The 23,273-nt window shown below is 73.6% G+C and carries 18 protein-coding genes and 2 pseudogenes; 17 read left to right on the forward strand and 3 right to left on the reverse strand.

Translation table 11 applies throughout. The features are described 5' to 3' along the window. The first annotated feature begins 62 nt into the window (after nucleotides 1-62). Genes ACTEI_RS12390 through ACTEI_RS12400 form a run of 3 tightly spaced genes read left to right on the forward strand, consistent with a single transcriptional unit; the run spans nucleotide 63 to nucleotide 5,880 of the window. Nucleotides 63-3,098 carry a DUF11 domain-containing protein gene (locus ACTEI_RS12390; protein WP_164465922.1) on the forward strand — a complete coding sequence of 1,012 codons (3,036 nt, stop codon included), beginning with the start codon at nucleotides 63-65 and terminating at the stop codon, nucleotides 3,096-3,098. Further along, nucleotides 3,095-3,814 (forward strand): Pvc16 family protein, encoded by a 720-nt coding sequence (locus ACTEI_RS12395; RefSeq protein WP_122977792.1) that lies wholly within the window; start codon nucleotides 3,095-3,097, stop codon nucleotides 3,812-3,814. Before ACTEI_RS12390 ends, ACTEI_RS12395 begins: the two co-directional genes overlap by 4 nt. Continuing rightward, complete coding sequence (locus ACTEI_RS12400) at nucleotides 3,811-5,880, forward strand: ATP-binding protein (RefSeq protein WP_122977793.1); 2,070 nt, start codon at nucleotides 3,811-3,813, stop codon at nucleotides 5,878-5,880. The genes ACTEI_RS12395 and ACTEI_RS12400 overlap by 4 nt, the downstream gene beginning before the upstream one ends. A 201-nt stretch (nucleotides 5,881-6,081) precedes the next feature. Here the strand turns inward: ACTEI_RS12400 and ACTEI_RS12405 are convergent, their stop codons facing one another. Further along, complete coding sequence (locus ACTEI_RS12405) at nucleotides 6,082-7,500, reverse strand: eCIS core domain-containing protein (RefSeq protein WP_164465923.1); 1,419 nt, start codon at nucleotides 7,498-7,500, stop codon at nucleotides 6,082-6,084. 266 nt (nucleotides 7,501-7,766) lie between these two features. Here ACTEI_RS12405 and ACTEI_RS12410 point away from each other — a divergent pair, with 266 nt between their 5' ends. The 13 genes from ACTEI_RS12410 (at nucleotide 7,767) to ACTEI_RS12470 (ending at nucleotide 21,193) form a co-directional block, all read left to right on the forward strand. Then, nucleotides 7,767-9,317 carry a phage tail sheath family protein gene (locus ACTEI_RS12410; protein ID WP_122977795.1) on the forward strand — a complete coding sequence of 517 codons (1,551 nt, stop codon included), beginning with the start codon at nucleotides 7,767-7,769 and terminating at the stop codon, nucleotides 9,315-9,317. An 18-nt stretch (nucleotides 9,318-9,335) separates the two neighbouring features. Then, the gene (locus ACTEI_RS12415; RefSeq protein ID WP_122977796.1) at nucleotides 9,336-9,776 is read left to right on the forward strand and encodes a phage tail protein; all 441 of its coding nucleotides are present in this window, start codon (nucleotides 9,336-9,338) and stop codon (nucleotides 9,774-9,776) included. Beyond that, on the forward strand, nucleotides 9,773-10,228 hold the full coding sequence (locus ACTEI_RS12420) for a hypothetical protein (RefSeq protein ID WP_122977797.1): 456 nt from the start codon (nucleotides 9,773-9,775) through the stop codon (nucleotides 10,226-10,228). Before ACTEI_RS12415 ends, ACTEI_RS12420 begins: the two co-directional genes overlap by 4 nt. Next, nucleotides 10,225-10,383, forward strand: coding sequence for a DUF6760 family protein (locus ACTEI_RS36910; RefSeq protein WP_164465924.1), 159 nt, complete (start codon nucleotides 10,225-10,227; stop codon nucleotides 10,381-10,383). The genes ACTEI_RS12420 and ACTEI_RS36910 overlap by 4 nt, the downstream gene beginning before the upstream one ends. 2,842 nt (nucleotides 10,384-13,225) lie before the next feature. Beyond that, complete coding sequence (locus ACTEI_RS12430; protein WP_145830863.1) at nucleotides 13,226-13,621, forward strand: hypothetical protein; 396 nt, start codon at nucleotides 13,226-13,228, stop codon at nucleotides 13,619-13,621. 39 nt (nucleotides 13,622-13,660) lie between these two features. Continuing rightward, nucleotides 13,661-14,086 carry a phage tail protein gene (locus ACTEI_RS12435; RefSeq protein WP_122977800.1) on the forward strand — a complete coding sequence of 142 codons (426 nt, stop codon included), beginning with the start codon at nucleotides 13,661-13,663 and terminating at the stop codon, nucleotides 14,084-14,086. A 101-nt stretch (nucleotides 14,087-14,187) separates the two neighbouring features. Continuing rightward, on the forward strand, nucleotides 14,188-14,781 hold the full coding sequence (locus ACTEI_RS12440; RefSeq protein ID WP_203723716.1) for a CIS tube protein: 594 nt from the start codon (nucleotides 14,188-14,190) through the stop codon (nucleotides 14,779-14,781). A 3-nt stretch (nucleotides 14,782-14,784) separates the two neighbouring features. After that, complete coding sequence (locus ACTEI_RS12445; protein ID WP_122977802.1) at nucleotides 14,785-16,560, forward strand: VgrG-related protein; 1,776 nt, start codon at nucleotides 14,785-14,787, stop codon at nucleotides 16,558-16,560. Between the two features lie 12 nt (nucleotides 16,561-16,572). Further along, entirely contained in the window at nucleotides 16,573-16,953 is a 381-nt protein-coding gene (locus ACTEI_RS12450) for a PAAR domain-containing protein (protein WP_122977803.1), read from the forward strand. A 1-nt stretch (nucleotide 16,954) separates the two neighbouring features. Next, entirely contained in the window at nucleotides 16,955-17,377 is a 423-nt protein-coding gene (locus tag ACTEI_RS12455) for a GPW/gp25 family protein (protein WP_122977804.1), read from the forward strand. After that, a complete protein-coding gene (locus ACTEI_RS12460; RefSeq protein WP_122977805.1) occupies nucleotides 17,377-19,326 on the forward strand; it encodes a putative baseplate assembly protein in 1,950 nt (649 codons plus the stop codon). The genes ACTEI_RS12455 and ACTEI_RS12460 overlap by 1 nt, the downstream gene beginning before the upstream one ends. Beyond that, on the forward strand, nucleotides 19,323-19,871 hold the full coding sequence (locus ACTEI_RS12465) for a phage tail protein (RefSeq protein ID WP_122977806.1): 549 nt from the start codon (nucleotides 19,323-19,325) through the stop codon (nucleotides 19,869-19,871). Before ACTEI_RS12460 ends, ACTEI_RS12465 begins: the two co-directional genes overlap by 4 nt. Nucleotides 19,872-20,200: 329 nt before the next feature. Then, a complete protein-coding gene (locus ACTEI_RS12470; RefSeq protein WP_145830864.1) occupies nucleotides 20,201-21,193 on the forward strand; it encodes an NADase-type glycan-binding domain-containing protein in 993 nt (330 codons plus the stop codon). On the opposite strand, the gene ACTEI_RS12475 is transcribed toward ACTEI_RS12470, so the two are convergent. Together ACTEI_RS12475 and ACTEI_RS39315 are read right to left on the reverse strand one after the other, a co-directional pair. Next, nucleotides 21,180-21,911, reverse strand: coding sequence for an AfsR/SARP family transcriptional regulator (locus tag ACTEI_RS12475; RefSeq protein ID WP_164465925.1), 732 nt, complete (start codon nucleotides 21,909-21,911; stop codon nucleotides 21,180-21,182). The two genes, ACTEI_RS12470 and ACTEI_RS12475, sit on opposite strands and share 14 nt — an antisense overlap. Nucleotides 21,912-22,391: 480 nt before the next feature. Continuing rightward, a pseudogene (locus tag ACTEI_RS39315) lies at nucleotides 22,392-22,790 on the reverse strand (eCIS core domain-containing protein); the annotation flags it as partial. Nucleotides 22,791-23,051: 261 nt separating this feature from the next. On the opposite strand from ACTEI_RS39315, the pseudogene ACTEI_RS39320 reads away from it, so the two are divergent. Next, nucleotides 23,052-23,264: pseudogene (locus tag ACTEI_RS39320) on the forward strand (IS30 family transposase); the annotation flags it as partial. Between the last annotated feature and the right edge of the window lie 9 nt (nucleotides 23,265-23,273).

Below are 23,273 nucleotides of genomic sequence, written 5' to 3' on the forward strand. Positions count from 1 at the left end.
TGCGGGTACCGGGGTGTTTCGCCGAGGATGAAGTCCCGCCTGTCTTCCTGAGGGGCCTTCACGTGCGTAAGTCTCTGGTCCACATGGCCCTCGCCGTGGCCGTGCTCGTCGCGGCGCCGGGCGTGTGGGCGGTCGTCGCCGGTGAGGCGGATGCCGCGCCCGACGATCCGCCGCCGGCCGCCGCCGACCTGCGAGTGGCCTATGTCGGCACGGCGCACCGGTCCATCGGTGTTGTCTCCGGCAGCGGCGCCGACGCGGTCTCGGACCCGCTGTTCGCCACGACCGTGCAGCACTTCGACGACGAGGCGTCGGCTCGCGGCGCCACGGTGACCTGGGTGAGCCGCCGCACGTCCCGCCTGGCGCAGGTGTGGGTGCGGGTGGGCGCCGGCGCTCCGGTGCAGCTCACCTCGGACACCGCCCAGGTGGCCGGGCACCCGGTGATCTCCCCGGACGGCACGCGGGTCGCCTACGCGATGACCCGTGAGGGCCAGGGCAGCGCCCGCGACATCTACGTGGTGCCGGTCTCGGGCGGCCAACCTCGGCGGGTCACCGACGGCACCGGGGACAACTACTGGCCGTCCTGGTCGCCGGACGGCACCGAGATCGCCTTCGAGGGCAAGCGCGGCTCGGCCGTCACGCAGGTGTGGTGCATCCCGACCGCCGGCGGCGAGGCCCGGTACGTCACCAACATCGAGGGCGGCGCGGGCGAGCCGTCGTGGAATCCCGTCGCGAGCCGTAACCTGATCGCCTACACCGCCGCGCCGGCCAGCGTGACCGACCGCAAGGTGCACATCATCGCCCGGGACGGCACCAATGACCGGTTGATGCTCAACGCGGCCTGGGAGAGCCGGCAGCCCGCGTGGTCCCCGGACGGCGTCACGGTCGCCTTCATCAGCCGCAGCACCCAGCCCGCCGGCGCGCTGGGCGACGTCGACCTGCTCTACAGCGGCGAGCCCCGCGACGACGGCTGCGCCTGCGTCGCGCAGCTGCGGTACGACCAGGACCGCTCGATCGGCACGCCCGGCTGGTACAACCCGGACGGCGCCGGCGAGCGACTGCTGATCACCCGGACCACCGCGGCGGACCGGTACACCGCCGACCTCTGCGACATCCGGCCGGACGCCGTCGACCCGCGCGATCTCGGCGTGACCGTGCTCCGCGAGGACCCGGGCGCCGCCGCGAACCCCGACCGGCTGTGGAACCCGGTCAACGGCGATCCGTGGACGTCCCGGCCGTCGTACTCGCCGGACGGGCAGCACATCCTGATCAGCCGGTTCGAGACCGAGGGCCCGAACCGGGTCGCGCGGCTCTGGGTGGTCGGGGCGGACGGCGCCGGGGCGCGACGCCTGGAACTCGCGGAGCGGACCGCCACCGGCTCGGAGACCGAGGCGGTCTGGTCGCCGGACGGTACGAGGATCGCCTACTCGCTGCGCACGCCGGGCGCCCCGGCACGGATCGTGGTGGTGAACGCGGAGACCGGCGCCCTGGGGGCCGCGCTGCCCACCAGCACCGACCCGGTGGGCGACACCCAGCCGGCCTGGTCACCCGACAGCGGCACGCTGGCGTTCGCCCGCGGGCAGACCGAGGGGCGGGCCGCGAACAGCCACGTCCGGCTCGCCGCCGCCGACGGTTCGGGCACCGGAACCGACATCACCGCGGCCTCGGGCGGCGCGGGCCGCTCCGACTACGGCGTGGGCTTCGCGCCGGACGGCAACCGGATCGCCTTCGGCCGGGCGCCGGACGGCATGCTCGCCACCGACCTGTACGGCGGCAACTGCCAGGTGCTGGTGCCGGCGGGCAGCGCCTGCGGCGGCGCGCTGATCGCGCCGGACGACGGGCCGCACCATCCCCGGGATGTGGACTGGTCGCCGGACAGTGCGCGGCTGGCGCACGCGGGGCGGCGCTACGCCGCCGCCACCGAGGCGGACTACGTCAAAACGTACGACCTGGCCAGCGGCGTCCGTGACGGCCTGACCTGGGAGATCCCCGGACGGCACCGGTGGCCGGCCTGGCAGCGCGCCAGCGACCTCGAGACCGCGGTGGTGCAACCGCCGCAGAGGTTCACGGCCGGGAAGAGCACCACCCTGACGCTGTCGGTCACCGACAACGGTCCGGTCACCGCCCACGGGGTGCACGTGGACCTGGAGGTGCCGGAGGGCTTCCGGGTCACCGCCCTGGAGGCCGGCGCCGGCGTCTGCGACGTCACCGCCCTCACCTGCGACCTGGGTACGCCCGGCATCGGCGGCACGGTCCGGGTGCGAGTCACGGTGACCGCCACCGGAGCGGCCACCGCGACCCTGCGCTGGACGGCCGGGGGCTGGCTCGCCGACGCCGCCCCGGGCGACAACACCGCCGAGGTCCGGCTGGTGGCCGACGCGCCACCGTCGCCGTCGCCCAGCATCTCCCCGAGCGCGTCACCGAGTGTGTCACCCAGCGTGCCGGTGGTGCCGCCCGCGCCGCCGATGCCGCCCCTGCTGCAGGTCAGCGTGGTGATCACCCCGACGCCCACCTGGGTGGGCCACCGGACGACGGTGCGCTACACCGTTCGCAACGTCGGCGGCGGCACCGCCACCGGTGTCACCATCCAGCCCAGGCTGCCCACCGGCATCCCGGTCGTCACCCGGCCGGCGAACTGCGACGCGACCGTCTGCCGGATCGGCGACCTGCCCCCGGGCGCGGCCCGTCAGCTCACCTTCGTGCTGGTCCCGCAACGGAAGACCACCACGACCGTACGAGGGACGGTCACCGCGGACACGGTCGTCGCCCGGCAGGTGAGCGCGCCGCTGCGGGTGCTGCAACCGCGCATCGAGGCCATCCCGGAGATCGGGCCGCCCGGCTTCGTCACCATCATCCGCGGCCAGGACTTCCCGCCCGGTGTGCCGGTGCGGCTGGCCTGGGACACCGGGGTCACCGTGGCGGCGAACCCGGCGGTGCCGGACGCCGAGGGCACGTTCGACGCGCAACTGCTGGTGCTCTGGAAGGACGCGCTCGGCCCGCGCAAGGCGGTCGCGACCGGGAACGGCTTCCCCGCGGTGACCGCCGACTTCCGGGTCGTCGCACCGGCGCAGCAGCCACCGGGGCTGGTGCTGCGCAAGTGATCGACGAGGTGGACGCGGCGCTGCTCGCGCTGCTGAGCGAGGACACCCTGCCGGGCACGGACATCCAGGTGGCGTTCGACGCGCCGACCAAGGAGTGGACGGCGCGGCGCACCGCTCCGACGGTGAACCTGTTCCTCTACGACATCCAGGAGGACATGTCGTTGCGGCAGGAGGGTTCGGCGGTCGAGTACGACGAGGACGGAGCGGTGGTGGCCGAGCACGACGCGCCGCGCTACTTCTCCCTGTCCTACCTGGTCACGGCGTGGACCAGTCGGCCGCAGGACGAGCACCGCATCCTGTCGATCCTGCTGGCGGGGCTGGTCCGGCATGACGTTCTGCCGCCCGCGCGGCTGACCGGGACACTGGCCGGGCTCGGCCTGCCGGTCTCCATGTCGATCGCCGTGCCGCCGGTCCGGGACCGGGGTCTCGCGGACATCTGGACGGCGGTCGGCGGCAACCTGAAGCCCTCGCTCGACCTGGTCGTGCTCGCCCCGCTGGCGGGCAGCCGGGTGCGGGCCGCCGCGGCCGTCACCGACGGGCTGCGGCTGCACGCGAGCGACGCGTACACCGGCGCGGACGAGTCCCGGCGGCTCAACCTGCCGGACGTCCCGGCCGAGGACCCGGCAGCCGCGCTGGGCGTGCCACGGGAACGTGAGCTGCCGGCCGAGCGCCGCCGGCGAGGTGGCGGCAGCCGGCCGGTCGGGCCTCGGCGATGAGCGCGCCCACGGTCGACGGCGCGGTCGACGACACCGCACTGACCGGCGTCGAGTACCTCGGTGTCCGGCTCTCGCTCGTGGAGCAGCGCGTGCGTCAGGCGGTCGCGCTCCGGCAGGCCACCGATCCGGAACCCGGCGATCCGCTGCGCGGCCTGCACATCTCCGGTGCCGCGGCCCGGCGGCTGATCGAGGATCCGGACGCCGGCCCGCTGCCGGACCTCGTCGACCGGGAGGCGCAGCAGGCCGCCGAGGCGGTCGCCGACCGCGCCGAGCAGGCCGGGGTACGCGTGCCGCTGCGTCACCTCGCCCGCGAGTTCGACCTGCTGACCCTGGATACCGAGCTCCTGCTGACCGCGCTGCTGCCGGACCTGGATCGCCGGTACGAGAAGCTGTACGGCTACCTCAACGACGACGTGACCCGTCCGCGGGCCACCGTCGGGCTGGCCATCGAGCTGTGCGGCGTCCCGTCCTTCCTCGGCACGGCCCGCGCCCGCCTCAGCGCCGGGTGCCCCCTCGTCGACGGGGGCCTGCTGCTGGTCGAGGACGCCGACCGGCCGTTTCTGACCCGTACCTTGCGGGTACCGGACCGGGTGACCGCGCATCTGCTCGGTGACGACCGGCCCGATCCGCGGGTGAGCCGCGTGCTGCGGCCGGTCCCCGAGCCCGGCTGGGAGCCGGCCGGCGCGGCCGGGCTGGCGGCCGCCATCCGTGCCGGACACCGGCTCGGCTACGTGCACGACCCGGCCGGGGGCGCGGCCGAGGACCTCGCGGCGTCCGCGCTGGCCGGAGTGGGACGCCCGGCGTTTCGCCTGGACCTGGACGCGGTGGCCGGGGATCCGGCGCCCGCGGAGACGGTCGCGGCCGCGGTCCGTGAGGCCCGGCTGGCCGGCGCCGGGCTGGTCGCCGGACCGGTCGACCCGGCGAGCCTGAACGTCCTGCAGGGTCTTCTCGACGCGACGGTGCCGGTCGTGCTGACCGGCCGGTCACGCTGGGATCCGCTCTGGGCCGGGCACACCCCCGTGCTGGTGGCCGCGCCGCGGTTCGGCGCCGGGCGGCGGGCGCAGCTGTGGCACGCCGCGCTCGACGGGACGGGTGCGCGGGTCGCGGCGGACGTGGACGTGGCGCGGGAGCTGTCGCCGTACACCTTGACCGCGCCGCAGGCGCGACAGGCCGCTACGGTCGCCGCCCAGCAGGCGTTGCTCGATGGCGCGGATCGCGTCGGCGCCGGGCACATCCGGATCGGGGTGCGCAGCCAGAACGCGGCCGGCCTGGAACAGCTGGCCCGCCGGGTGGAGCCCGGTGTCGGCTGGACGGATCTCGTGGTGCCCGAGGACGTCGGGCGGCAGCTGCGGGACCTGACCGACCGGGTCCGGCACCGCGAACAGGTACTGGGCGGCTGGCGGCTGCGGCCGGGCGGTGGCCGGGGCCGCGGCGTGACCGGGCTGTTCGCCGGCGACTCGGGCACCGGCAAGACCATGTCCGCCGAGGTCGTCGCCGCGGACCTCGGTCTCGACCTGTACATCGTGGATCTGTCGACGGTGGTGGACAAGTACGTCGGCCAGACCGAGAAGAACCTGGAGCGCATCTTCACCGAGGCCGCCGGGGTCAACGGGGTGCTGCTTTTCGACGAGGCGGACGCCATCTTCGGCAAGCGTTCCGAGGTGAGCGACGCGCACGACCGGTACGCCAACATGGAGAGCGCCTACCTGCTGCAGCGGATGGAGTCGTTCGACGGTATCGCCATCCTGACCACGAACCTGCGGGCCAACCTGGACGAGGCGTTCATCCGCAGGCTCGACGTCATCGTCGATTTCCCGGTGCCCGACCAGGCCCAGCGGCGTTCCCTGTGGGACCACTGCCTCGGCGACGAGCTGCCCCGGGCCGACGACGTCGACCTGGACCGCTGCGCCCGGGTCTACGAGCTCTCGGGCGGGGCGATCCGGGCGTGCGCGGTCAGCGCCGGATATCTCGCGGCGGTGGCCGGCGGCCCGGTGACGATGGCCCACCTGGTGGCCGCCGCCGAGCGCGAGTACCGCAAGATGGGCCGCCTGTTGCCGACCGGCTGACCGCCGTCGACGAGCCGGCCAGGCCGTTAGGTCCAGCATCCGGATCTCCACCCACGGGCTCATGAGCGTGGCGGGGTCGCGGTCGACCGGGCGTGGACGAACTCGCGGCTGCGGAACCGCGATCCGCGGTCGCTCGACCAGGTCGTCGTGTTACCGGCGGGCCCGGCCTGCCGACGCTGCCGCTCACGCCGGGCCAGGCCCTCACACGGCACCGATCCCCTGGTCGGTGAGCCACGCCTCGCCCGCTCCGACACTCGCGCTCTCGGTCCAGAAGCCCCACGTCTTGGGACCCACGTCCATGGCGGCCAGGATGTTCGGGACCTGCGACATGGGCAGGTCGTAGCCGGCCGGTAGCGAGAACATCTGCCTGATCTTGCCGGTGATGAATTCCTGGAGTCTCTCCGGTTGCAGCTCCTGCAGGTCCTTGGTCAGTCCGGTCGCGCGGACCTCGCTGTTCAACTTGCTCTTCTGCAGGTCCTTGCCGATGTTGATCCAGTTGGCCTTCATCGCCTGGTACTTCGCTGTCGCGGCCGCCTTCCTCGCATCGAGCTCCGCTTGGCTGAGGCCACCGGTGTTGTCCTTGTTGCCCTTCATGGTCAGCAGGGTGGCAGGCAGGAGGGACGGGTAGGTCACCTCGGCGAAGATGGCGACGTGCTTGTCCCAGCGGTCCTTGGCGAAGATGTGACCCTGACTCTGGGACGCGGTGAGGTCGGCCCACGCGACGTGGCCGCCGTCCTTGACCAGGACCAGGTCGGGGCGGGTGCCGCCCTTGGTCACCTGCGTCGCGATCGAGTAACCGCCGCCGGCCTTGACGCTGAAGTCGGAAGTGGGGTTGCTGACCAGGGTCTCGATCACGTAACCGAACGCGGCCGCCATCCCCTGCGTGCTCCCGGTTTCGAGGTAGTCGTCCCACAACCGTGTCCACAGGGCTGTCCGCCCGTCCAGGTTGGCGTACGCCCCGAGCGACGGAACGCTCAGCACGAAGGTGTAGGCGTCCTGGGTCTTCGCGTCGATCGCGTCGAAGAAGTCCTTGGCCGCCTTCTGCCGGTCCGCGTCGCCGTCGTTGTAGGTCGCGTGCTCGACGGCTCGCGCGAGCGCCGGCGTGCCGGCGCCGGCCCGCTCCCCGGTGACCAGGCTGTCGCGCCCGGCGGCGATCTGCCGCGCGTTGGCCTCCGCCTCGCGTTCGCCGGCGCCGCCCGGGTCGGTCACGCCCACCCCGCCCACGGTGGAGCCGACCTGGGTGATCGGCTTGACGACGTGGGTGAGCTCGTGGATCCGGGTCTGCCTGTTGTCGCCGCCGGAGCCGTAGACGATGTCCTGCCCGATGGTGAACGCGCTCGCGTTCACCGCCGCGGCGGCGCGGGCGGCGGCCGGGCCACGGAACTCTCGCACACCCGACAGGTCCGCCTGGAACGCCGACTCCATCTCCCGCTGGAACGGTGCTTCCAGCGGCCGGCCCGCACCGCTCAGCACCTCGTCGATCCGGTCGCTCGCACCGGTCTCGGCGACCTCGTCCGTGCAGCCCGCACCGTGTTCGTGCACCTGTCGGGCCAGGAGCTGCCCGACCGCGCGGTTGCCGATCGCCCGCTGCAGGGCCAGCACCCGGCCGGGGCCGGACACCGCGGCCGGTGGTTCCTTCCCCGGCCCCGTCCGGTCCGGACCAGGCCCGCTTCGGGCGCCCGCCGGCTCCGTGGTCCGCCGGGGTTCCTGCCTGGCCGCGCTTCGTCCGTACTGCATCCCGCCAGTCAACACCGCGACCGCCACCGCCACGGGTAGCCACTCGGGCAGGCTTTCTGCCCCCCGAGACGCCCTGACGGACCTTGGCACGACGCGGCCGCCCGGCGAGGCTGGCAGCGTCCACCATTACGGGTTTGAAGGGGTTCCGCATGCCGACGTACCTGTCTCCCGGCGTCTACGTGGAGGAGGCGCCGAGCGGTTCGCGTCCCATCGAGGGCGTCGGCACCGCCGTGGCGGCATTCGTGGGGTTCGCGGAGAAGGGCCCCTTCCACACGCCGACGCTCGTCACCAACTGGAGCCAGTACGTCCAGGTGTTCGGTGGCATGGTCGATGGCACCTACCTGGCCAACTCGGTCTACGGCTACTTCGCCAACGGCGGCGGCGTCGCGTACGTCGTCCGGGTCGGCGCACCGGCCACCGGCGGCACGAGCGGCAACGGCCAGAAGGCGCTGCCGAACGGTGCCCCGGCCAGGATCGGCACCTTCCGGGCCGCGGCGCTGTCCGGTTCCGCGTCCGGCGGTGAGGTCACCGTCGAGATCGCCGACCCGGACGGCGAGGGCGCCGGGGAGGACCAGTTCCGGCTGATCGTGCACCAGGCCGGCCAGCAGGCCGAGGTCTTCCAGGGCTCGTTCCGCCGCCGCTCCGACAACAACGTGGTCAACCAGGTCCGTGAGCACTCGAAGCTGATCGTGCTGGAGGAGGCCGCCTCGGCCAATTCGCTGGCCCGCCCGGCCAACCAGACGGTCACCCTGGCCACCCCGGCCCCGGGCACGGATGTCGTCCCGGCCGGCCTGTCGGTCGACGAGTTCGCCGGCGACCTCGACACCCGCTCCGGCCTGGGCGGCCTGGAGGCGATCGACGAGATCACCATGGTGGCGGCGCCCGACCTGATGGCGGCGTACCAGCAGGGCGCGCTCAGCCTGGAGGAGGTCAAGGCGGCGCAGCTCGCGCTCATCTCGCACTGCGAGCAGATGGGTGACCGGCTGGCGATCCTGGACACCCCGCCGGACCTCAGTGCGCAGCAGGTGCGCGTCTGGCGGCAGGAGACGGCCGGCTACGACTCGAAGTTCGCCGCCCTGTACTACCCGTGGGTCAAGGTCTTCGACCCGGCCGGCGGCCGCAATGTGGTCATGCCGCCCAGCGGTCACGTGGCCGGGCTCTGGTCGCGGACCGACAACGAGCGCGGCGTGCACAAGGCCCCGGCCAACGAGGTGCTGCGCGGCGTCGTCGAGGTGCAGAACAACGTCACCAAGGGCGAGCAGGACCTGCTCAACCCGATCGGGGTCAACTGCATCCGGGCGTTCCCGGGCCGTGGGGTCCGGGTCTGGGGCGCGCGTACCCTCTCGTCCGACCCGGCCTGGCGGTACGTGCCCGTGCGCCGCCTCTTCAACTACATCGAGGAGTCGATCCTCCTCGGCACCCAGTGGATCGTCTTCGAGCCGAACGATCAGCGGCTCTGGGGCACGATCCGGCGCAACATCGGCGCGTTCCTGACCGAGGAGTGGCGTCGCGGCGCGCTGTTCGGCGCCACCGCCGCCGACGCTTTCTACGTCAAGTGCGACAGCGAGACGAACCCGCCCGAGGTCATCGACCGGGGGCAGGTCGTGTGTGAGATCGGCATCTGCCCGGTCAAGCCGGCCGAGTTCGTGGTCTTCCGGCTTTCGCAGTTCTCCGACAGCACCAGTCTCGTCAACGAGTAGTAACGAAAGGCGGCGAACATGGCCGGTGGCGATACCCTCATCGTCCACAGTTTCTCCATCGAGCTGGGCGGCATCCAGGTCGAGTACGTGCAGGAGGTCAGCGGGCTGACGTTCGAACTGGACGCCATCGAGGTCCAGCAGGTCACCCCGACCGGCGAGCTGGTCATCCGCAAGATCCCGGGCGCGCGCAAGGGCGGCGAGTGCACCATCACCCGCGGTCTCGACAAGAGCAGCGCGTTCACCGACTGGATCAAGAAGACGTTCCTGAACGGCGCGGTCGACGACGCCCGGCGGCACATCAGCATCATCATCAACGACTCGCAGCGCCAGGAAGGCCGGCGCTTCGAGCTGACCAACGCGTGGGTCAACAAGTGGGAGGGCCCGAGCCTCAAGGCCGGCGACTCGACCGCCGCGACCGAGAAGGTCACCGTGGTGTACGAGGACATCAGCACCTCATGAGACGGCGCAGCGTCTCCGGCGGAGATCTCGACACCCTCACGGCGGAGCAGGTGGCGGCGCCGGTGGTTCCGGCGCCACCACGGCTGCAGACCGAGTTCACCTTCCAGCTCCCGCGCGGGTACGTCGACGAGGACGGCATGGTTCACCGCGACGGCACGATGCGGCTGGCCACCGCCCGCGACGAACTGGCCCCGCTGATCGACGTGCGGGTCAAGCAGAACCCCGCGTACCTGTCGGTGGTGCTGCTCAGCCTGGTCGTGACCCGGATCGGCACGATCACCACGATCCGGACCGAGACGATCGAGCGGCTGTTCGCCTCCGACCTGGCATTCCTGCAGGACCTGTACCGGCGGATCAACGCGGAGGGGCACACCCTCGCCGAGGTGACCTGCCCGAACTGTGAGACCTCCTTCGACGTCGACCTGGCCGGCAGCCGCCTGGGGGAATCGTGACGTACGGGGCCGACCGGCTCCACGAGGAGGTCGCGTACGTCGCCTACCACTTCCACTGGCCGCGGCCGGAAATCCTCGACCTCACCCACGCCGAGCGTGTCCGCTGGGTGGAGGAGATCGCGCGGATCAACACCAGGATGAACGAGGTTCGATAGCACCATGGCGGTATGGGACAGGCTGCGGCGGCGCGGGCCGCGGGCCGTGCCCTCCGAGGCCGGGCAGGCGACCGCGGCGACCGGTCCGGTGAACGCGGATCCGGCCGCCGCCGACCCGGGTTGGCCGGCACTGCCGCCGCTACGTCCGGTGCTGGCGGCTCGGCAGATCGACCTGCTCAGTGACGGCGATCGGTTCACGGCGGGTCTCAGCACCAGACAAGACCCCTCTTTCCGTACGGCATTCGAGCCGCGCCGTGACCCGCAGGCACCGGTCGGGGTGGTTCGTGATCTGCTGCGCCCGGCCGGCGTGCCCCGGTCCCGCACGGCAGCCGGCCCCCCGTTCGTGCACCGCGCGCCGTCCACCGAGAGCCCCGAGATCTCGCCCACCGGTCCGGTGGCCCCCGAGGGTCCCGCGTCGTCGCCCGGCTCGGCCGCGCCCGGTGTGACTTCGCCCGGTTCGACCCCGTCCCGGTCCGGCTCGCCGGGTGCGGCGGCGTCCGGCCCGGCGGCTCGTTCCGCGCGGACGGCCGTGCCCGCGCGCACCGCCACGCGAGGGCGGTCGCTGGTGTCCGCGCGGCCGGCCGAGCCGGCCCGGCGGTTGCCCGTCCGACCCCGGCCGGCGGCTCCCCGGAGTGCCGCGCCGACCCCGCCGGTGGCCGGGGAAGCGGCTTCCAGCGGCGCGGGCCGGGGTGGCTCGGACTCCCTCGGTGGTGTGCCCGCGGCCGGCGCGGGCTCCGACGGACCGGACGCGCAGGCGGCCCGGCCCGACCGGCCGGCGCACCGACAGGCTGTCGAACGCCCCGGGCCGGCCGACGCGATGCGGGCCGCGGCGCGCAGCGCGGAATCGCCCGCGGCCCCCCCGCAGCGTACGGTGGACATGCCCCTGCCGCAGCCGGCTGTTCCGCCGCCGGTGGACGCGGATGTGGTTCAGCGCTCGGCACAGACGCCTCCGGTGCCGCGGGCGCGGCCCGTGGGGCTCGGCGAGCCGATCCAGGGTGTGCCGCCGACAGCGCGCTTCGGTCCGGTGGATCCGGACCGTCCAGCTCGCGGCACGATCCGCCCCGCCCGCCCGCACGCGCAGCGGCCCGGTCCGGCGCCGCGATCCGGCCGTCCGGCCGACGGCGACCGGGCGAATCCGGTGGTGACATCCCGGGCCGGCACGGATTCACCGCCGGTCGCGGGCGGTGACCGGGCCCCCGTGGTGGGTCAGCACGCCGCGGAACCGGGCTCCGGCTCACGTGCGGCGGCTCCCCCCAGCGATGCGGCGTCACCGGTGGCACGGTCCGTGGGACCGGTGTCGCCCACAACAGAATCGCCGGATCCGGCGTCCTCCAGGGGCGGCCGCCCGGTGTCACCTGTGGTGCGGTCCGGCGGTCCGGGCACGCCCGGAACGCGGCCGGCAGGCTCCGCGACGTCCGGTGGCCCGGGCCGGCGCGGGGGCCCAGCATCGCCTGGCGGTTCCGCAACGCCGGGTGACGCGACCACCTCCGGTGGTCCGGTCACCCCTGCCGGTGCCGCCGGCTCGGGTGAGCCGGGACCCCCCGGTACCCCCGCGACGTCCGGTGGCCCGGTCACGCCGCCGGTGGTCTCCGCCCGCCCGGTGCAGCGCAGCCCGTTGCCGGGCTCGGCCGATGCGACCGCGGCTGACGGGCAGGCCGGATCCCGGTCGGCCGGCTCGCCGGACCGGCTTCCCGATGCGGCGGCCGGTGCCGCGCCCGGTGGGGCGGCGAGCGGGCACGGCGCGGCCGCGGTCCACGCGGCACCCGCCGATCGGCGGGCTGCCGAGCCGGCGCCGGGCGACAGCGCCCGGCCCCCCGTCGTACCGCCGCGGGTTTCGCCGGACTCCGGCCGGGTCCGCCGCGCCGGCCTCGGTGCCCCGCTGTCCGTGCCGCCGCCGTCGATGTCCCTGGCGCCACCCGCCGCTCGTGCCTCCTCGCTCGACAGCGGGCCCGGCGACGGTGCCCGGCCGGATCCGGCGTTCGTCCAGCGTGCGGTCATGCCGACGCCGCCGGTGCGCCCGGCGGTGCCGCCCGCCTCGCCGGTGCAACGCGCGGTGACGCCCGCCTCGCCGGTGCAACGCGCGGTGACGCCCGCCTCGCCGGTGCAACGCGCGGTGACGCCCGCCTCGCCGGTGCAGCCGGTGGTGACGCCGGCCTTCCCGGCGCAACGTGCGGTGCCGCCTGCCCCACCGGAGGCGCCGGCTTCGCAGCGCGCCACGCGCGGGTCGCTCGCTTCTCCGGCCCCGGCGGCGGGCCCGCAGCGGCGCGACACCCCAGCACAGCGGTCGGAGTGGCATCCGGTGATCCGATCGGTGGTACCGGGCGACGTCACCCGGTCCCCGTTGCCCGCAGAGCCACGACCCGCTGGCCGGGCACCGGCAGCCGGCGGCGGGCGAACGTCATCGCCCGGTGGCGATGCGGTGGCGGCGCGGACCGGAACGGCATACCGGGCCACCCCGCGCTCCGCTACGGTCCGCCCGGGTCCGTCCCGCACCGGCGGGCCGCTCCCGCAGGCCGGGGCGAGGACATCTTCCACCGGGGTGCTGCGGACCGGGAGCGGGTCGCCGCTCGCCGGCGGACCGCGTATGCACGGCGACGGAGCGACTTCCGTACGGCCGCGCGCCGAGCTGGTCGAACCGGCCGGCCCGCGGTCCACCGGTTCACCCTCCGCCCTCGCCGCCGCGACCGCACCGGTGGTAGCGCGCTCGACGCACGTACTTGATCGGGGTCTTCCCGTCGTGCCCGCCCGCATCCGGAACGGGGAGCAACACCCGGAGCTTGTCGCCGGCGCCGCGCCGCAGAGCCTGCGGAGCGCCGGCCGTCCGATCCCGACCGGTTCGCCGGTGCCCCTGGGGGGCCGCTCGAGCGCGCCGTTGTCGGTGGTGCAGCGCGCCCCGGCCCCGCTCGCGCGGACCGCGCACCCGACGGCGGCACCGGCTCAGCGGGCCGGCGGGCCGGCCCCCGCGGCCCGCGGTGAAGCGGCGACATCCGCGGCACCGCGCGCGGCGACACCGGCGCCGGACCTGGACACGCTGTTCCAACGGCTGGAGCCGCGACATGTCGACGCCCTGCTGGGGCGTCTCGACGACCGGCAGCTGCACAGGCTGATCAAGCTGTTCCGGCGCGAGCACCTCGACGCGCTCGCCCACCGGCTGACCGATCCGGTTCAGCGCCTGCTGCGGGCTGAGATGCGCACCAGCCGGGAACGGTCCGCGCGGCTGCGGGACGGCTGGCGATGACGGGAACCAACGGCCGGCGGCGGCGAGAAGGAGGACCAGATGAGTGATCCCGGTACCAGCGTTCACTTCCGGCTGCGCATCGACAGCATCGACCTCGGCGAGTGGAACTCCTGCGACGGCCTGGGCATCCAGGTGGAGCTGGAGCAGCACCAGGAGGGTGGCAACAACGACTTCGTCTGGCAGCTGCCGTCCCGCCTGGTCTACACGAACGTGACCCTGACCCGGCCGCTGACCGACGACACCGAGAAGGTCTTCAAGTACCTGTCGAAGCTGCCGCAGCGGGTGCGCCGCGGCACCGCCGAGATCGCCGCGCTCAAACCGGACCGGTCGCTGCTGGTGCAGTGGGGGCTGGCCGACGTCGTGCTGGTGCGCTGGTCCGGGCCGACCTTCGACCCGAGCCGCTCCGAGGTCGCCTCGGAGAGCATCGAACTCGCCTACCACGGTTTCACCGAGGTGAGCGGCTGATGGCCCGGACCGGGAAAGTGGCCGCGGGCCTCCAGCTCTACCAACCGCCGCCGGCCGGTGGGGACCAGCCGGGTGGGCCACTCGGCGGGCCGATCCGGTTCATGTTCAATCCGAACGAGCTTTCGCTGAGCAAGTCGGCGAACTGGATTCCGCACGTGGTGCGGGCCGCCGAGGACGTCGGCGTGGCCGAGTTCAGCGGCTCCGGGCCGCGTACGCTCAGCCTGACGATCTTCCTGGACGCCACCGACACCCACGACCGGTCCGTGCAGGAGCGGGTGGAGAAGCTGCTGACCTGCTGCGTGCCGACCAAGGCGAGCATCGCGGCGAAGGCCCCGTCGCCGCCGTGGGTCAAGTTCACCTGGGGACAGTTCCAGACCGTGTCGTTCTACTCGTACGTCAGCCAGATCGACGCGACGTACAAGCTGTTCGACCCGGACGGCACCCCGCTGCGGGCCACGTGCTCGCTGACCCTGACCGAGATCAGCGGGTCGACGCCGGGGCAGAACCCGACCTCCGGCACGCTCACCGCGCAGCGGGTGCATCGCCTGGTCGCCGGGGACACGCTGGAGATGCTGGCGTACCGCGAGTACGGCGATCCGACCGCCTGGCGGGTGATCGCGGAGGCCAACGACATCGACGACCCGGTGCGGCTGCGGCCCGGGCGGCAGCTGCTGCTGCCGGCCGCGGAGGGGTGAGGCGTGGGCGCCGGCACCGACCACGTCAATAACCTTCAGATCGGGCTCCCCGGGCAACTGCCCAAGAAGTGGGAGCGGCGGCTGGTCTCGGCCACCGTGGAGGACAGCAGCAACCTCGCGGCCGTCGCGGAGCTGCGCTTCCGCGACGAGCACGGCGTCTTCTACGCCGAGAACGGGGTGCGGATCGGGACCAGGGTGACCGTCCGCGTACGGCGGGGACGCACCGCGCCGATCCTGCTCTTCCAGGGCGAGGTCGTCACCCTGGAGTCGCAGCACGACGGGCACGGGACGTTCTCGGTGGTCCGCGCGCTCGACCTCTCCCACCGGCTGATGCGCGGGCAGCGGGTCCGGGGCTTCGTGAAGCAGACCCCGACGATGATCGCCCGGCGGCTGGCCGGCGCCGCGGGTCTGCCGATCGGGCGGATCGACTCGTTCGCCCGCTCCTACGACATGCTGACCCAGCCGAACGTGAGCGACTGGGACTTCCTCAAGATGCTCGCCGTCGACAACGAGGCCGAGGTGCTGATGGTCGACGGCAAGTTCTGCTTCCGGGCCAGCGAGCGTGCCTCGACCGCGCCGGGCGCCGGGCTGACCGCCGAGCAGAGCCCCAAGGTGATCGAGGCCGGCAACAACGTGCTGGCGGTCCGCTCCACGGTCACCTCGGTCGGGCAGGTGCCGGCGGTGACCGTACGGGGATGGGATCCGGTGCGGAAGAAGTCGATCAAGACGTACCTGCCGGTCACCGGCAGCACCGAGCTCGACATCAAGACGACGCCGCAGAAGGCGGTCCAACCGTTCCGCTCGGGTGGTGCGGGGCTGAACGTGACCGACGTGCCGTACGAGACCGAGGCCGAGACGCGGGTGGTGGCCGGGGCCGTCGCCGCCGACGTGACCGCCGCGCTGGCCGAGCTGGAGGTGGGCGTGCGTGGCCGGCCCGAGCTGCGCGCCGGGGTGCCGATGTCGCTGCAGAAGGTCGGCCCCGAGTTCGACGGGAGATACACCATCACGTCCAGCCGGCACGTCTTCGCGCCCGGCGCGGTCTACGAGACCTGGGTGACGGTCAGCGGCCGCCAGGACCGGTCGATCTACGGACTGGCCGGCGGATCCGCTGCCCCGGCCCGGCCGGTCCGGGTGCCCGGCATGGCGATCGGTATCGTCACCGACACCAAGGTGGACGCCGATCCACGCCAGGCCGGGCGCGCGTCCAGGCGCAAGAACCAGGGCTGGGTCCGGCTCCGGTTCCCCTGGCTGACCGACGACACCGAGTACCAGACCGACTGGGTGCGGACCGTGCAGCTGGGCGGGGTCGGTGGTGGCGGCGTCTTCTGCCCGGAGATCAACGACGAGGTGCTGGTCGGGTTCGAGCAGGGGCTGCTGGACCGGCCGTACGTCATCGGTGGCCTCTACAACGGCAAGGACGACCCGTCGCCGCACCAGACCAATCTCATCGACCCGACCACCGGCAAGGTGAACCGGCGCTCGTTCAGTTCCCGCTCCGGCGACCGGGTGGAGCTGCTCGACTCCCGGCTCAACCCGAAGGGCATCCGCCTCGCCACGGCCAGGGACAAGCTCGTCGTCTTCCTGGACCGGGGCAACAAGAAGATCGTCGTGCATGCCGACGGCAGGATCGAGATCGACGCGACCGGCGCCATCGAGGTGCGCGGCCGCGGCATCACCCTGGACGCCGGAATCGGCGACCTGACGCTCAAGGGCCGGCGGGTCGAGGTGGCCGGCACCGTCGAGGCGGACATCCACGCGCCCATCGTGAAGCTGAACTGACGGGGGACTCCCATGCCGCACTTACCCGCAGCCCGCATCGGTGATCCGATCAGCGACCTGGCCGCCCCGATGGTGCCCGGCCCGCCCACCGGCGTCCTCGGCACCCCCGCCGGCGGCCCACCGGTGAAGGGCATGCCGGCCGCCGGCGCGCCGCCGCTGATGGGCGTGCCGTCCGTGCTCATCGCCGGCAGACCGGCCGCGGTGGTCGGCACCCTCGGGGTGTGCACGCCGCACTACGCCCTCGCGGTGACGAACGTGGTCCGCCCGCCGACGCCGCCGCGCATCGGCGGTCAGGTGCTGATCGGTGGGTTCCCGGCGGTCCGGCAGTTCGACCAGGTGGTGTGCAACGCCCGCGTCGTGGCCGGCGCGCCGACCGTCCTGATCGGGGGTTGACGTGGCCGAGCAGTTCATCGGCAACGGGTGGGCGTTCCCGCTGCGGGTCGACGCCACCGGCGGCATCGCGCTGGTCAGCCGGGAACGGGAGATCGCCGAGGCGATCAGGTTGATCCTGGCCACCGCTCCCGGCGAGCGGCCGATGCGGCCGGAGTTCGGCTGCGGCGTGCACGAGTACGTCTTCGCGCCGGCGGACGAGAACACCGCCGGGCGGGTCGCCTTCGAGGTGCGCCGCGCGCTGGACCGCTGGGAGCCCCGGATCGACGTCAGCGACGTGGTGGTCGGCTTCGACGACGAGGACGCCGGTGTGCTCTACATCGACGTGCGCTACACCATCCGGGGCACCAACGACCCGCGCAACCTGGTCTTCCCGTTCTACGTCATCCCGTCGCACGACGACGCCGCCGAAGAGAGCGCCGCCTGATGCCGCTGCCCGCACCGAACCTCGACGACCGACGCTTCCAGCAGCTCGTCGACGAGGCCAAGAAGTTCATCCAGCAGCGCGCTCCCGAGTGGAGCGACCACAACGTGTCGGATCCCGGCGTGACGTTGATCGAGGCGTTCGCGCACATGGTCGATCAGTTGATCTACCGGCTCAACCGAGTGCCCGACAAGAACTACCTGGCCTTCCTCGACCTGATCGGGGTCCGGCTCTTCCCGCCGGCGGCGGCCCGCGGCGGCGTCACGTTCTGGTTGTCCGGCCCGCAGGAACAGCCCGTGCTGGTGCCGGCCGGCACCGAGGTGGCGACCGAGCGGACCGTCACCGAGGACGCCGTCGTCTTCACCACCTCGGCCGACCTGGCGATCGTGCCGTGCCGGCTCACCCGGCTCCGCCGGCATCCGGTCGCGGGCCCGCCGGCGGACCTGCTGGACGCGGTGATCGACGGCCGGGACATGTCGGTCTTCCAGCAGACGCCGGCGGTCGGCGACAGTCTGCTCCTCGGCCTCTCCGCGCCGGTGCCGTCCTGCGCGGTGCTGCTCGAGCTGGACAGCCGGGTGGAGGGCGTCGGCGTCGACCCGCGGCAGCCGCCCCTGGTCTGGGAGGCGTGGACCGGCGAGGGCTGGGCGGCCTGCGACGTCGAACGGGACGACACCGGTGGCCTCAACAAGCCGGGCGACGTGATCCTGCACGTGCCCGCAGGCCACGTCACGTCGGTGCAGGCCGGTCAGGTGGCCGGGTGGCTGCGTTGCCGGCTCGTCGAACCGGAGCCGGGACAGCCGTCCTACGCGCAGTCGCCGACCGTGCGGGCGGTCACCGCGGCCACCATCGGCGGCACGACACCGGCGATGCACGCCGAGACCGTCAGCGAGGAGATGCTGGGCGACTCGGAGGGTGTTCCGGGACAGTGCTTCCTGGTGTCGCGGCCGCCGATCGTCGCCGGCGCCGAACCGCTGGTGGTCGAGACCTCGGACGGGGACTCCTGGACGCGCTGGACCGAGGTGGACAACTTCGCCGGCTCGGAGCCCTTCGACCGGCACGTGACCGTCGATCGCACCATCGGCGAGATCGGCTTCGGGCCGGCGGTGCGGCAGGCGGACGGCACGCTGCGGCAGTACGGCGCGGTGCCGGCGGTCGGTGCCCGGGTGCGGATCCGCCGGTACCGGACCGGTGGCGGGCGGCAGGGGAACGTGGCGCGGCGGGCGCTGTCGGTGCTGCGCAGCTCGATTCCGTACGTCAGCGTGGTGGAGAACCGCAACCCGGCCCTCGGCGGGGTGGACGGCGAGACGGTGGCCGAGGCCCGCATCCGTGGCCCGGTGCAGTTGCGCGCCCAGGACCGGGCGGTCACCGCGGCCGACTACGAGCTGCTCGCCCGGCAGGCGGCGCCGGCCGCGGCCCGGGTCCGGTGCCTGCCGGCCGGGGACGGCAGCGCGGCCGGGGGCGTGCGGCTGCTCGTCGTGCCGGCCGCGGTGCCGGACGAGACCGGGCGGCTCCCGTTCGAGGACCTGGTGCCCGACGACACCATGCTGGCCACCATCGCCGCCGACCTGGACGCCCGCCGGCCGATCGGCGCCAGGCTGGTCGTGGAGCCGCCGTTCTACCAGGGCGTCACCGTGGTGGCCCGGCTGCGGCCCCGCCCGGACGCGTCCGCGGTGCGGCTGCGCGCCCAGGCCGAGGAGGCGCTGTACCGGTATCTCGACCCGCTCCAGGGCGGACCGGACGGGCGCGGGTGGCCATTCGGCCGGCCAGTGCACTCGGGCGAGGTGTTCGGGGTGCTGCAACGGCTACCGGGTGTCGAGGTGGTGGAGGAGGTGCGGATGTTTCCCGCCGACCCGCTCACCGGCCGGCGCGGTGACGAGGTCACCCGCATCGAGCTGGACCGGCACGCCCTGGTCTTCTCGCACCAGCACCAGGTCCGGGTGGAGCAGCGATGAGCGGGCGGCGGGCCGCGGTGCCGGGCCTGCGGTCGCCGGACCCGTTGGGGCGGCGGCTGCCGGCCGTGTACGCGGCGGACGAGTTGGCGCAGCGTATGACCGACGGCTTCGACCAGGTGCTGGCGCCGGTGCAGGCCACGCTGGACAGTCTGTGGGCGTACCTGTCCCCGGCCCTCGCGCCGGAGGACTTCGTCGACTGGCTGGGCGGCTGGGTCGGCGCCACGGCCGGGCCGGACCGGCCCGTCGGACAGCGCCGGGTCGCGGTGAGCACCGCGATCGCGACGCATCGGATCCGCGGGACCGCGGCCGGACTGCGGGCGGAGATCCGGGACGTGTTCGGGGTCGAGGCGGAGATCGTGGAGAGCGGTGGCACGTCGTGGTCGGCGACTCCGGGCACCGCCCTGCCCGGGAGCGCGGAACCGGACCTGCTGGTGCGGGTACGGGTGGGGGAGCCGTCGAACGTGTTCGTGGAGCGGCTCCGGGAGTTCGTCGAGGGGAATCGGCCGGCTCATGTGCCGTGCCGGGTCGAGGTGTTGCCGCTATGACGTTGTGTGACAACTGCGGATCTCCGGTCACGCCGGGCGATGCGTTCTGCGGGGTGTGCGGGGCGTTCCTGGACTGGGCCGCGGCCGCGCCGCGACCGGCGGCTTCCGGGCCGGTCGCGGCTGTGCCCGCGGGTCCGGGGGCGGTGCCGGAGGCGCCTGTGTCCGAGCCGCGACCGGCGGCTTCCGGCCTGGTGGGGGCGGTGCCGGAGGCGCCTGTGTCCGAGCCGCGACCGGCGGCTTCCGGCCTGGTGGGGGCGGTGCCGGAGGTGCCTGTGTCCGAGCCGCGACCGGCGGCTTCCGGGCCGGTGGCGGCGGTGCCGGAGGCGCCTGTGTCGGAGCCGCGACCGGCGGAAGAGGAGGCCGCGAGCCCGGAGCCGCCCGCGGCGGCCGAAACGCCGCAGGAGGCCCCGAGGGAGACGCCGGCGACCCCGGAGCCCGAGGAGCCGGACCCGCAGCGCCGCGCCGCCGCCCTGGTCATCCCGGTCGCCGAGGCCACCCTCCGGCCGATAGCCGATCCCATCGTCGTACCGAAGGATCCCACCGCCGACCAACCCGGCGCGGTCCAGCCGGGCCGTCCCGTCGCCCCGCGCCCCGTCCTGCGCGAGTTCGCCGACGTCCCGGACATGGCGGGCGAGGTCACCTGCCCGAACTGCGAAGCCCGCAATCCCGCCGACCGTGCCTTCTGCCGCCGCTGCGGTCACTCCCTGCGCGCGGAGCGGGCCGTCGAGCGCACCCGCCGCCGCTTCCGCCTGCGCCTGCCTCGGAACCGCGGCCGGCTGCGCCGCCTGCTGGCCGTCCTGGCCGTCCTGGCCCTGCTGGTGGCTCTGGTGTGGGCTGGCGTGCAGTACGGCCCGCGCATGGTCGACGCCGTCCGGGACCGGACCGCCACTCCCAAGCTGGTCACCCCGGATGCCGTCACCGCATCCAGTTCCGCCCGCGGGCACGGCCCCTCGCTGATCAGCGACGGGCTGAACAATCGGTACTGGGCTCCGGCGGAGGGCAAGGGGAAGGGCGCCTGGGTGGAGCTGACGTTCGACAAGCCGATCCGGGTGCTCAACCTGATCGTGCACGGCGGTGTCTCCCCGCAGCAGCAGAAGTACGCCGGTCAGGGCCGCCCGGCCGATGTGCTGCTCACCCTTTGGACGCCGGACGGCAAGCACACCGACCGGGAGTTGCACCTGGTCGACCGATCCGGTCCGCAGACCTTCGAGATGGCCGTCGGCGACGTGACCCGGATGCGCCTGACCGTCAGGTCCGGTTACGGCCTGACCGGCGGCAAGGTCCCGGCGATCGCCGAGATCGAGGTGTTCAAGCGACCCTGAGGGGGCTGTTGAGCGGGACGCCGAGGGTGCGCAGGACATTCTCGTACTGCCGCCGGCTTCGTTCCGCCGCGGCCCGATCCCCGGCCCGCAACTGCGCCGCGATGAGCAGCCGCCACCCCGCGTCGTGGTGCTGGTCGAGGTCGAGCGCCCACCGTGCCGCCCGGGCCGCCGCCACCGGCCGCCCGGCATCGAGCTCGAGGTCGGCCAGCCTCTCGGCGGCGTGCGCGGCCTGTGCCCGGTACCGTTCCCGGCTGGGGACGACCCAGTCGGCCGGTCCCTCCTCGGGGAGCAGATCGTCGGTGTGAAGCTGTAGCGCTGCCCGGAACAGCCGGATCGCCTCGCCCGGGTCGGTCGCCGCGGCGCGCCGCCCGGCCCGGTACGTCTGGGCGAACGCCGCCACGTCGAGGTCCATCGTCTCGGTGACCAGCCGGTACGTCGGCCCGCTGCGGACGATGTAGCGCGACGCCCCGCGGGCCACGCCCGGCTCGAGGAACGTGCGCAGCGTCGACACCGCCACGTGAAGGTTGTTGACCGCGCCGGCGGCGGTCATCTCCGGCCACAGCGCGTCTATGATCTGCTCACGGTGCACCGGGCGGCCCTCGGCCGCGGCCAGGTAGCGCAACAGGGTGCGGCTGCGTGGCCGGATGGCGCCGAGGTCGAGAGCCCGTCCGTCCTCCTCGACTCGGAAACCGCCGAAACAGTACCAGCGCAGCGTCATGATCTCTCCGTGGGGCATGGGGTGCGTCTGGGCCGTCAGGGCAACAGCGAATGACCAAAGAGGACAGATACTGTGCCCGACCGGGGTGAGTATCAACGACGCGGGCGGAACAACGGGAGGCGGCGTATGAAAATATCGTGTTACCGGCGACCCTGTGTATGCCGGTCTGTTTCGGTCCTATCGGTTCCTCAGCAGGGAAATCGACGACCGTACGGCTACCGCCGGGCGGTGACGGTCATTGCCTCGATGTCGCCCGAATCACAGTCGGTGGCCGGTGCCGCAGATCTCAGTTCTCCCCACCGGTGACCATGCGGGGGCCGCCGGCGGCGATCCGCCGGGCGTTCGCCTCCGCCTCGCGCTCACCGGCACCGCCCGGGTTCGTGACGTCCACCCCGCCGACCGTCGAGCCCGCGGTGGTGATCGGTTCGCCACGTGCGTCAGCTCGTGGATCCGGGTCTCCCGGCTCTGGCCGCCGGCTCCGTACACGATGGCGTTGCCAATCGTGAAGGCCTTGGCGTCCACCGCCGAGGCGGCCCGCTCGGCAGCCGGACCGCGGAACTCCCGGACTGCCGAGAGGTCCGGCGGGAAGGTCGGCTCCATCTCGCGCTGGAACGGCGTCTCCAGCGGGCGCCCGCCGCCCCGGAGTGCGGCATCCACCAGACTGTCCGCACTCCCCGAGCCGCCATGCCTGCACCCGTCACCGCATCCGGCGTCGTGGCTGCGGGCCGCCAGCAGGTCGCCGGCCGCCCGGTTCCCGATCGTGCGTCGCAGCGCTGGCAGCCCCGGGTCGCCGCCACCGGTCCACCTGGCCGTGGCGGCGGGTGCGACTGCCCGTGCGGCCTCCACGCGTCCCTCGGCCGGCCGTCGGGTGCTGCCCATGCGCGCTCTTCCCTCACCGGGCGATGTCGTCTGACGTTAGCCCGTCCCGCCTGCGCCGTGTCGTCGGGCGGCGGGTTCCCGCCCCTCCCGGGCAATCATCGTGCCCCGCGGATCCCCGCCCGTGACGACCGGCGACCCGAGCGGTCGGGCCCCGCGAAGGCGCGGTGCAGAACACGCCGCTGTGGGCCGGTAATCACCCGGAGATAACCCGCTACAACTATCTGCTCGCCGCTGCGCAGCTGGATCGGTATCTCCTTGACCGTGGTGACGACTTGGCGGCGGGGGAGGCGTCGGAAGGATCGGGTGCCACGCGCCCGAGCCCGGCGGCCTCACGACGGCATGGTCACCCCGGAAGTGACGATCAGCGAACGGCCCGCCGAGGCCGAGGACCGCGCAATGCCGGGGCATGGGGAGGGGGACCTCATCATCGGACTGGACCGATCCGCGATCGGGACCCTGGTGGAACGCACAACCAGCGCGCGA

The organism is Actinoplanes teichomyceticus ATCC 31121, from assembly GCF_003711105.1.
Lineage (GTDB): Bacteria > Actinomycetota > Actinomycetes > Mycobacteriales > Micromonosporaceae > Actinoplanes > Actinoplanes teichomyceticus.